Annotated in this window: 10 protein-coding genes; 8 read left to right on the forward strand and 2 right to left on the reverse strand. The window is 38.6% G+C overall.

All coding sequences use genetic code 11. From position 1 onward, the window contains the following. Positions 1-376: 376 nt before the first annotated feature. Positions 377-850: a hypothetical protein gene (locus tag V7137_RS08365; RefSeq protein ID WP_335697663.1), complete on the reverse strand. Its 474-nt coding sequence runs from the start codon at positions 848-850 to the stop codon at positions 377-379. A 275-nt stretch (positions 851-1,125) separates the two neighbouring features. Here V7137_RS08365 and V7137_RS08370 point away from each other — a divergent pair, with 275 nt between their 5' ends. The 8 genes from V7137_RS08370 (at position 1,126) to V7137_RS08405 (ending at position 8,976) form a co-directional block, all read left to right on the forward strand. After that, positions 1,126-1,581, forward strand: coding sequence for a GNAT family N-acetyltransferase (locus V7137_RS08370; protein ID WP_335697664.1), 456 nt, complete (start codon positions 1,126-1,128; stop codon positions 1,579-1,581). A 48-nt stretch (positions 1,582-1,629) separates the two neighbouring features. Then, positions 1,630-2,127, forward strand: a complete 498-nt coding sequence (locus tag V7137_RS08375) for a GNAT family N-acetyltransferase (protein ID WP_335697665.1) — start codon at positions 1,630-1,632, stop codon at positions 2,125-2,127. Between the two features lie 223 nt (positions 2,128-2,350). Beyond that, entirely contained in the window at positions 2,351-2,842 is a 492-nt protein-coding gene (locus V7137_RS08380) for a zinc ribbon domain-containing protein (RefSeq protein ID WP_335697666.1), read from the forward strand. 13 nt (positions 2,843-2,855) lie between these two features. Continuing rightward, positions 2,856-4,466 carry a zinc ribbon domain-containing protein gene (locus V7137_RS08385; protein WP_335697667.1) on the forward strand — a complete coding sequence of 537 codons (1,611 nt, stop codon included), beginning with the start codon at positions 2,856-2,858 and terminating at the stop codon, positions 4,464-4,466. 163 nt (positions 4,467-4,629) lie between these two features. Further along, positions 4,630-5,661, forward strand: coding sequence for a YARHG domain-containing protein (locus V7137_RS08390; RefSeq protein ID WP_335697673.1), 1,032 nt, complete (start codon positions 4,630-4,632; stop codon positions 5,659-5,661). Between the two features lie 243 nt (positions 5,662-5,904). Further along, positions 5,905-6,636, forward strand: coding sequence for a TerC family protein (locus tag V7137_RS08395; protein WP_335697668.1), 732 nt, complete (start codon positions 5,905-5,907; stop codon positions 6,634-6,636). Positions 6,637-6,844: 208 nt separating this feature from the next. After that, positions 6,845-8,050, forward strand: coding sequence for an MFS transporter (locus V7137_RS08400; RefSeq protein WP_335697669.1), 1,206 nt, complete (start codon positions 6,845-6,847; stop codon positions 8,048-8,050). 95 nt (positions 8,051-8,145) lie between these two features. Then, the gene (locus V7137_RS08405; RefSeq protein ID WP_335697670.1) at positions 8,146-8,976 is read left to right on the forward strand and encodes a pentapeptide repeat-containing protein; all 831 of its coding nucleotides are present in this window, start codon (positions 8,146-8,148) and stop codon (positions 8,974-8,976) included. A gap of 167 nt (positions 8,977-9,143) precedes the next feature. Here V7137_RS08405 and V7137_RS08410 read toward each other — a convergent pair whose 3' ends face one another. Beyond that, positions 9,144-11,096: a translation factor GTPase family protein gene (locus V7137_RS08410; protein WP_335697671.1), complete on the reverse strand. Its 1,953-nt coding sequence runs from the start codon at positions 11,094-11,096 to the stop codon at positions 9,144-9,146. Positions 11,097-11,453: the final 357 nt, after the last annotated feature.

Here is an 11,453-nt window from a genome sequence, read left to right on the forward strand (position 1 = left end):
AATTCTGAAAATCCGCTAATCTGCGGATTTTTTTTTGCGTAAAAACCTGCAATGGTCTACAAAAACTTTCCATTTTTAGCCTTTAAACCATGCGGTTTATCGTGGAAAATGGAACCATTGTGGAACGTGGAAACCATAATAGTCTGTTAATGCGAAACGGTTATTATCAAGATCTTTATTTGAAACAAAGGATGACGGAGGTCCCTTATATGAACTATCAAACTAGTTTAATTTAATAAGGATATTCAGGATCACTTTAAATAAAACGAAAGCAAGCGTTTCTGCCATTTGCAGATGCGCTTTATTTTTTAATAAAAAACTACCAAACTCTTTACCAAGCTCGAACCTAAAAAAGAGCCACTAAATCTAGCGGCTCTTAACTTACGATAAAGTCAGGTTCATTTAAACCTGATACCAGGGCATCACGGGCTGCTTCTAAACTTAGCTTAATGAAAAACAACTGTCCATTAAGTCTTTCATTTTTACTGCTTAATAAAATGGCTTGCTCAAGAGAATTAATGGTATCTTCCGTTCTATCTAAGGCTAAACTGATCCGATTGTCGGAAAGAATAATAAGGTGTTGGTTATCTTGGCTTTGGGCCACGATTGGGGCAATGGTAATAACGGGGTCACTCGGAAAATACGTATCAAAAGGTAAATCTTTAATGGCAAGATAGGCTTCAGTGAGATGATCGACAACATCTTGGTAGAATTGAATTTTAATTGGATTCGGCGGTAGAGGAAAATCAGACATTTCTAGGAAGAGCATTAAGGCATTATCAGCATAGCGGATGGCTTGTACGGTGTAAGCCAAGGCTGTTCTTACATTTAAAGTTAGGTTAGAGGACATTTTTTTCACTCCAAACGGATTAATTGTTTTAGTGTATGTAAGGAAAACGTGCCCGTAAAGGACAATCCGGCAAATAAGTTAATTTCGATGTGAATATGTTAATGTTAATTATTATTTTACTGGAATAACTATGTAAATAATTAGGGAAAGTATTTGTATTTTTTTTGCTGGTATTGATAAAAGAGGAAGATATAATAGTAGATAGAGCCATTCATTTATATTGTGAAGATAAACGATGCGGCCATTTATTATCGCCCCAATGAGCGGAGGATTTTATGCTGGAATTTAATATAAAGAGAATATCAAACCTTTCTACGATTGATGTATCTTATATCTTGAAGGAAAGCAAAGAAGATGGTTTTCATTTTATTGATAGGTTAGTTAATGATTATCAAAGTGGTACCAACACCTTTCAAAAAAGAGGTGAGGGCTTATATGGTGTTTTTAATGAAAAAGGTCTATTAATTGCAATTGGAGGAATTAATATTGATCCTTATTCTCATGAACCTGAAATAGGCCGTCTAAGAAGGTTTTACGTTTTAAAGGAGTATCGTAGAAAAGGGGTGGGCAGGTTCTTAATAAATAAGATTCTTTTTGATGCAAGAAGAATGTTTAAAGAGGTAGTACTCCATACAAATACTAATGACGCCGATTTGTTTTATACCTCGCTTGGATTTTCAAAAAGCAGCCGGAATCCAAATTCTACCCATCATATCAAGCTAAAACCATAATCTTTCATTGACCTAAAAAATAATCTGGATAGTAGAAGGAATGATTGGATGATAAAGATACGAAACGTAAAAATAGATGATTTATCTCAACTGGTTGTCATAGAGAATCTTTGTTTTTCAAGAGAAGAGGCGGCTACGAAACATGCATTTGAAAAACGGATTGAGTTGATTTCAGATAGTTTTTTTGTAGCAGAGGCAGATGGTGAAATCGTAGGATTAATTAATGGTCCTGTGATTGATAAAGCGTACATAACCGATGATTTATTTAGCTTGACCAAGAAAAATCAAGATATTGGCGGTCATCAAAGTATTTTAGGTTTAGCGGTGTCGCCCCTTTTTCAGAAACATGGTGTGGCAGCTGCGTTACTTGCACATCTTGAAAAAGAAGCAAGAACAAACAAACGAGAAACGATTACGCTTACTTGTAAAAAGGATTTAATTCGCTTCTATGAAAGGTTCGGCTACCATAATATGGGTGTCTCAAGTTCCAAACATGGTGGAGTCACTTGGTACAACATGTGTAAAACAATTCACAAATTTGATTAAAGAAAACGATTCGAAAGCTGGATCGTTTTTTGTTTTTTCTCCGAAAAAATTCACATCTGTTATCTCTCATCAATGGACGTACCCAAATTTATGACATAATGCTACGGCTTTCTAAATAAAATTTATGTAGATAAGCAGTAAGAACTATATCTGAAATTAGTTTCAGGGTCCTGGTTTTTCCATTTTTTTATTTGCATTGACAAAGTATAGGAGGGATTTGTTGGTGAGTGATTTACAAACAAAACTTGGAGGTGGATTGAATCTCCTTCAGGATTCGCTTCAGCAAGGAAAGCAGAAACTCCAAACAGTTCAGGAAGTTAGCCAATTAAAAAAACTTATTCAGGAACATTCTGAAAAACGAGCAGAACTGCTTCTTCACCTAGGAGAAGAAACCTACCAAAGAATTCGGTCAGGAAAATTGGAAAATCCAGAATTGGGACAATTCTTTGTAAAGATTGCTGAACTGGACCAACGTATATTTCAAGCCCAAAAGGGATTGGAACAAATAAATAAGAAAGAGCATGCATGGGGCTGCTCTAATTGCGGCAGTCCGATTACTGCAAATGATAAATTTTGTGGCTCATGTGGCCAACGACAAGAACATCTGGCTAGTAGCACGGAGTCTTTGGATACAATCGCTTGCTCAACTTGTGAAGAACACGTCCCGGCACAAGCCAGTTTCTGCGCTTGTTGTGGAAGCCGTCTGGTTTTGTAAAGGGGGCTGACAGATGTTTTGTAAAAATTGTGGGACGGAGAATCTTGCTACTGCCAATTATTGCATCAATGACGGAACCTGGTTGAAACGAACTCCTGTGAAATTTCGATTGAAGGAATATAAAGCATCCTTTTGTTCCCATTGTGGGGGAAAAACAACACATGGTTATAACTATTGTACGGAATGTGGGTCAAGTAACCTTCAGTACAGCCATGACAAAGGCTTTTCCTCGCCCAAGGAATTGACAAATCGGGCGGCAGTTCTTCCCAAAAAGCTGCCGGGCTTTCGGTTTACATATTTTAAAAATGCCCTATTGCCAGCACTAATTGCCATCCTTATTGTTTTTGGATTATCTTTTTCCGTAATGAAAACTTCGGAAAAGGTTTTTAACAGCTTAATAGGGAATAGTCTGGACGATATGGATATGGATGGATTGATGGATGAGGTTCCATTTGAACGGAGTGCAGATCTCCCTAAGCTAGATAAAATGTATGGTATATCTGACATCGTGATGGCTTCAAACCTCCAAAACCCTGTCATTACAGTTGCCGTGGATGGCGCAATTAGCGGAGATGCAGAACAAGCAACGGTTGAAGCTAAGGCAAAGAATGGTTTCATCATCTATCTTCTTATTCCCTTCATCGGATTATTTGCAGCTGGAATCATTGCCTCAAGGCGAAAACTCAGTTCAAAGCTGGAAGACCATTTGATCCATGCAATCGGAATAGCCGGTATCTATGCATTATTTATGACAATCTTTTCTCTTTTTGCAGGGTATTCCTATGACTTCAATACGGACCAGAAAAATTTTGAATGGAGTCTTGAGATAAGCACCGACTATTCTTTTTTTAGAACCTTTATGTTGACATTGATTTTTGGTTTCTTTTTCAGCGGGCTGGGCAGTTTATTTGCTGTAACCTTCCGGAAGACAACAGGTCTCCTAGCAGAGTGGATTCCTTCAGGTGAAGCCATTCATCAAGCCATCGTTATTCCGATTCGCGGCATTCTTCTTTTCTCCGTAGGGATATTTGCTTTCATTTCTAGTAAAATAGGAGAATTAAAAGAGGTAGGGTCGTTTTTTTCCGATACGCCGTTTGAAGAATTAATTGACAAAAGTTATATGCTAATCGCCACCGTTTCTGTTCAACTTGGCAGTTACTTATGGAATCTATTACACTTCACACCCATCAAGCTTACACATACTGAGTCAGGAGTGGAAGAGTCTTTGTCTTATGGAATCTTCTCAGGGGTTGAACCCGAGGGGAATACATTATTCATCGATGATTTGCTGGCCGGGACGGATTTCGATCTTTATTTAAAGCTGGCGACACTGATACCGATTGCCTTATTTATTTGGGCGGGCTACAAGATTGCAAGAAATCCAGATATGATTAAGAATCTCGTCATCTTTAGTGTGGTTTATGCTGTTCTAATGTCATTCCTTGCTGCTTTGACTGATTTAGGTTTTGCCCTAAGTGGAGAAAGAGAGAGTGTGAAAAATACGCTGGAGATGTCGTTGGAACTTGGCTTTGGTCCAGTTGGAACCTTTATTAAAAGTTTCATCTTTTCATTTGTATTTGCCCTTGCAGGGACCTTCATCCATAAATTGAAAAAGAATTATTAAATGGTTCCCCTTGTCTCCTTATGTAGGCAAGGGATATTTTAATAGAATTTACTTTGATAAAGGAGGGGGTTCATCAGTGGGGGATTTCTGTACAAATTGTGGAAAGAAAGGAATAGAGGGAGAACTTTTTTGTACTGGTTGCGGGGAGAAACTGTCAGTGATCATGGAATCGCCGGTTTTTGAGGAGGAACCGTTAACTAAAGAGGGAGAGACCCGTTCTGTACATAAAAACCATCATAAAGGATTCAAACTAGCCTTTTTCTCATTGTTAGGGATTGTACTAGTCGGCCTCGCGGCGTTTTTCATAATAAATAATCTGTTGGATACCACACATAAAGCAACCCCAGTAAATACTACAAAAAAAGAGAATACACCCAAAGCTGCTTCTAAAAACAAAGAAGATACAGATAAAAAAGAGACGACAGAATCGGGAATAGAGGAAGATGCTCAAAGTAAACAGGAGGAAGTGGTGGTAAATAGCGAAGAATCGATCTTACGTTTCTACACCAACAAATTAAATAACCTACGGATTTTCACCTCTGGCAGGGAATTATCGGTCGGAGAATGGAATGTTACCCTTCAGGATGGCAGTGTGTTCTTATCAGCTTCGGATATTCCGTCTCGGGATTTAGCACGTATTTTTGGTCTATTTGATGAAGGGAATTTGCTGCCATTAAAAACATGGGCTAAAGAGGTATATCAAATTGCGGATACTTTATCAAAAGAACTACATGCTGATTGGGTTATTGGCGTCGGAAATAATTGCGTGGGTGAATATCCTGCCACCCTTCCACAATCGGACATTCTAAATTTCTCAGGGTCATGTGGGTATTCGATCCCCGTGTTAGAAGGATCAAGCAAGGGTAATTTAACACTTGTTATCCATACAAACGTTTTTGGTACTTCAACTAGCAGGCCACCTCGAGATCCATCAAGTGAATATATTTTTCCTGATAGTGATTTTGTCAGATTAACAATGAGTGAATTAGTTCCACTAACTCCTCGGCAACTTCGCTTAGCCAGAAATGAAATCTATGCCCGGCATGGATATATTTTTGAATCGGCTGATTTAAGGGTTTATTTTTTAAACACATCATGGTATTTTCCAGATCCATCTTATGACGGCACTACGTTGAATGCCATTGAGAAATACAATGTGAAGTTAATCCTAGATCGAGAGAAGGATTTTAAATAATCTTCTAAACATAAGCTGAGAATATCCAGGTTTATAGGTTCGTTGGATATTCTCAGTTTATTTGCTTTTGCTAGTTATGGTTTTGGTTCATTTATTCTAAAACCTTACATACATTTAAATGAGGAAGCTAGAAAAAGGCCACCAGTAGTGCAATAATTTTTGAGGGACAAGCATAGAATCGTTTTATCCTATTAAGGATTTTGAAATAGGTCAAGAAAATAATGCGATGGAAAGGGAGAAAAAATGGAGTTTCTACATGAAATTATCAATAGCTATAGTACATTTTTTTCACTAGATGCGTTAGAAAAGGTCTTTACGAACCCAGCGAGTTGGGGAGTGATCGGGACACTTGTTATTCTTGAAGGCTTACTATCCGCTGATAACGCCCTCGTATTAGCAATCTTAGTGAAAAATTTACCTAAGCACCAACAAAAAAAGGCGTTATTCTACGGGATTTTTGGTGCCTATCTATTTCGAATATTAGCGATTGGGTTAGGGGTTACCTTAATCAATATTGGCTGGATAAAAATTGTCGGTGGCCACTACTTACTCTGGATTGTGATTCAAAACTTTATCAAGAACAATGATGACGAAAATGAAGTTCAAAATAAGAAAATGGGATTCTGGAGAACGGTTCTAACCGTGGAATTGATGGATATTGCTTTTAGTTTAGATAGCGTGATTGCGGCCTTTGGTGTCTCAAATCAGGAGTGGGTTTTATTTATTGGTGGTGTGATTGGGATCTTAATGATGCGAGGGGTAGCTCAACTATTCTTGGTTTTAATTGAAAAAGTCCCAGAAGTGGAAATCACTGCCTTTGTGTTAATTGCTATTATCGCTATAAGAATGATTGTCTCTGCCTTTGGATACCAATTAGATGAATTTGTCTTCTTTTCAATCTTAATTGCTGTCTTTTCAGGAACATTCCTTGTCCATTTCGTCAGGAAAAGTTCAGGGAATGAAAAAACACTTTAATGTTTATTTTTACGGAAACCATTCATTCATTTGGATGGTTTTTACTTTTTGGTCTGGAGGATTGAACATTTGGATAGACAAAAATTAGAAATTTTATTTGAAAATTTCTATATACGAATATTTCGGAAATGAAAATAATTTACCAGTATGTTATTATAGACCATATTAAAAACGGCTAAGCGAATAAAGCTTTGGGAGATGGAGCAGTATGCTAAACTGGAAACGTAATTTGTGGGTGCTTTGGATCGGGGTCTTTTTTACAGCGGCGAGCTTTTCCATGGTGATACCCTTTTTGCCAATTTTCCTTTTGCAAATTGGTGTACATGAACATACAGAATTTTGGTCAGGATTGTTATTTAGTGCAGCATTTTTTTCAGGAGCAATTGCCTCACCGTTTTGGGGCCGGATGGCTGATAAATATGGGCGGAAACCCATGATTATCCGCGCTGGATTTGCGCTCTTTGCCATCTATACGTTAATGGCTTTTGTTACTAATCCTTATCAAATATTAATTCTACGAATCTTGCAGGGATTATTAAGTGGATTCATACCTGGTGCTATCGCTTTAATTGGTACCAATACACCAGGTAACAAGGTGGGCTATGCACTTTCCCTTATTTCGTCAGCGTCAGCTTCAGGAAGTATTCTTGGTCCCTTGTTAGGTGGAGGGATTTCACATTTAGTAGGAAATCGCTGGGCCTTTGCCACTGCGGGAATAATTGTTTTTCTTGCCACTCTCCTGATTATTTTTTGGGTAGTGGAGGAAAATTTTACGCCAAGTAAGGTTCGGGGTTCTATTAAAAATGACTTTAAAATAGCCCTGACAAATCGCCCATTCTTTCTCGTCCTCATCCTTACTGTTGTCACAAGCTGTTCCATTATGACGATTGAGCCTGTCCTTCCGTTATATATCGTGAAATTGGGGGGCTCGTCTGAAAATGCTTCATTATTAGCGGGAATTGTGTTCTCCTTACCTGGAATCGCAAGCGCCTTGTTTGCTCCTTATTGGGGGAAATGGGCAGATAAAGTCGGCTTTCAACGTGTTTTATTTATCGGGTTACTGGGTGGTGGAATAGGAACAATCGCTCAAATATTATTCAGTCAAATCTGGGGATTTTCCATGATCCGTTTTGTGTTTGGAATCTTTTTCTGTGCCGTCTTCCCAGCGCTTAATGGTCTTGTTGTAAAGGTAACACCTGAAGATTTCCGTGGCAGGGCATTTAGTTTGAACCAAACAGCTAACCAAATCGGTGGGATGATTGGTCCGATAATAGGGGGATTCCTCGGTGGAATATTCCCTGTACACAGTGTTTTTATCGTCACTGGTATTTTATTATTAATTGCATGCGGTATGGCCTATTGGAATGGAAAGATTTTAAGCAGCCGTGCTCTTAAAAGAAAAGCGTTAACCTAAATACTAAAAACACCCTTTTGTCTAATTATTCGGATGAGAGGGTGTTTTTGTGTTAAATTAGTAGCAGGTGACGTTGATTATTGGGAGGGATAGGAATGTCTAATCAACTAATAGACAATAAAAAAAAAAATAGTTTACGAGCGGATTGTATCAATTGCTTTGGTTTGTGCTGTATTGCTTTGCCATATACAAAGTCGGCTGATTTTGCGTTTGATAAAGAAGCAGGTACTCCTTGCCGAAATTTGCAGACTGATTATCGTTGTGGCATTCATAAAAATCTTAGAAAAGAAGGATTTAGAGGCTGTGTTGGATATGAGTGTTTTGGTGCAGGTCAAAAAGTTTCGCAAGTTACATATAGTGGAAACGACTGGCGAAACCATCCTGCTTTAGCTAAAGAAATGTTTGAAGTATTTCCGATTATGCAACAACTTCATGAGATGCTTTGTTATTTACATGAAGCTCTTAGCTTAAAAGATGCTCACCCAATCTATAAAGAATTGCAGTCTGCATTTGACGAAACGGAAAAACTGACAACACTAAGTCCTCGATCGATTTTAGCGTTAAACGTTCCAGCTCATAGAGCAATCGTAAATGATTTACTTCTCCGGACAAGTGAGCTTGTCCGTGCTAAGGTGTCAGCAAAGAAAAATGTTAAAAAGAGAGATTTTATAGGCGCAAATTTAAAAGGTGCTGACATAAAAGGAGCTAATTTAAGAGGGGCATTACTGATAGCGGCGGATCTAAGAAAAGCCGATTTGCGCGTGGCAGACTTGATTGGTGCGGACTTGCGAGACGCTGATTTACGAGGAGCAAATTTGACAGGAAGCCTGTTCCTGACTCAAGCTCAAGTCAATTCAGCAAAGGGCGACCGCACTACTAAAATACCGACTACACTAAGAATTCCGGAGCATTGGATGGAAAATTGAAAGTGGAAGCGGTGAATGGTAGTTTGTTGGGGAATTGGTGACCGAAAGGGTTGAAAAAAGGGTGTGAAGGTAATCAATAACGGGTATTGGTTGCCGAAACCATTGAAAAAAGGATGGGACGGTCGTCAATATATGTTATAGACGACCGTTAACCAATCAAACATATCCTATAAACAATGCATTTCACTTTCTGCATCTTCCCACGGCACGGAATAGCCTTGTCCTTTGGAGCAGAAGATGGATGACGAAGTATATACTGGATCAGCATATTTATTGTATTGGATTTTTTCCATAACCTCATTTGGATTATGGCAAGGGTAATAACCGCCAACAACTAGATTTAGTGTTCCTTTTCCTTGGGTAATTGAGGCGAACTCAGGGCCATAATTCATAAAGGTAGCGACTGGTACTTTCCCGATTAATAGGGTTTTGTTTCCCACGGTTGTCGGAGGGTTAAAGCTGCCGTGTGCATTTTGAATATCGGTTAGAATTTTTCCCATATGTTCTAAATCGACGTTGATTTTATATTCATAAAAAGGTTCCAACAAGATGTTATTTGCCTTTTCAAGCCCTTGCCGCAATGCTCGGAAAGCTGCCTCCCTAAAGTCCCCGCCAGAGGTATGTTTGACATGGGCTCGTCCTGTTAATAACGTAATCTTCAGGTCGGTGATGGGCGACCCAGTAAGTAATCCATGATGGTCCCTCTCAAAAAGGTGATTCCGGATGACATTTTGCGTCCCGACCGGTAAATGATCAGTATGACAGGCATTTTCGAAAGAAATCCCACTATTTCGCTCACTTGGCGTTAATTTAAGATGGACTTCCGCATAATGTCCAAGGGGCTCAAAATGACCGTACCCCATTACCTCTGAACCGATTGTTTCTTTATATAAGATCTCTGGTTCCGCAAACGATACCTCAAAAAGAAAGCGCTCCTTAATGATATGTTTAAGAACCTCAAGTTGGATTACCCCCATGACATGAATATGGATTTCTTGTGTGCGTTCCTCCCAGGTGACATTCAAGGCTGGGTCTTCAGCATCAAGCATTTTAAAATACCGCAGCACTTCTTTTACATTCATTTTTGGATCGAAAATTACCTTAGATTTTAAGGCAGAAAGCATCTCGTATTCGGCTTTTTCCTTTAATGTCCCCAGACCATCCCCAGCTGAAGCGGCAGATAATCCTGTTACGGCAAAAATATCGCCTGCTTCTACTTGATCGATCGTTTTAAATTTACTTCCATTATAAAGTCTGATCTGTGTGATTTTTTCGCAGAGAAGATTTTCTTCCTCTCTGTAATTTAATTCATCCCTTACTTTTAAGGTTCCAGACAATGCCTTGATAAATGTAATTCTTGTTCCTTTTTCATCATAACGAATCTTGTAAACACGGCCTGCAAAAGGGGCATCACATTGATAATTGGTAGTGGTTAATAGGTCTAATTTTTCAAGAAAGCTGTAGACGCCACTATCTTGCAAAGCGGAACCACATGCACAGGGGAAGATCTGCTTTTCTTTTACTAGCTTGCTCATAGTCTCTAACCAAAGTTGTGGTAGATATCCAGTTTCCATGTATGTATCTAAAAGGGGCTCATCACGCTCTGCAATAAATTCAATCAGTTCTTCACTCATTTGCCCATGGGAAAAGCACTCTGTTATATCAAATACATCTGTGGTTAAGTTGCTGCGAATTTCGTCTAAGACCCTTTCAGAATCGGCACCGACACGATCGGTTTTATTGATAAAGAAAAAGGTTGGGACATCATGCTTTTGTAAAAGTCTCCAAACGGTTTCCGTATGTCCCTCGATACCTTCCACTGCACTAATAATGACTATTGCGTAATCCATCACTTGAATCGCTCGCTCCATTTCAGGAGAGAAATCGACATGCCCGGGCGTATCGATCAAATAATAATGGGATTCGTTATAGGAAAATAAGGCCTGATCGGCAAATACGGTTATACCTCTTTGTTTTTCGATGTCATGGGTATCAAGGAATGTATCCTGATGGTCGACACGTCCTCTTTGTCTGATTGTTTTCGTATGGTAGAGCAGTTGTTCTGCCAATGTCGTTTTTCCTGCATCAACATGAGCGAACATCCCTATCGTTTTTTTCATGGTGCCACCTCTAATGTTAACTAAGTATATATCTAACCTATTATAACAAATGGGTCACCCATGTAACGTGAAAATGCTAGTGATAAGAGGGGGCATATTTTAAATGATTATTTGGATAAAATTTCTATTGTCTATGGTAGGACAATGATGTTATTATATGAAAGTTCCCTTTTGAGGCGGTCAAAAATACAAAATATATATTGACACTGATGAAGAGAATATGCTATATTATTACTTGTCACTTTTTAAAAATGTCGTTTGGAAATAAGTATATTTTTAAATTGATATTTTAACAGAAAAGCGGTATGGTAGATTTTGTCGCTTTTTTACTAAGTGATCTTGTTCTTTGAAAACTAA

The organism is Neobacillus drentensis (assembly GCF_036962765.1).
Lineage (GTDB): Bacteria > Bacillota > Bacilli > Bacillales > Cytobacillaceae > Neobacillus > Neobacillus drentensis_C.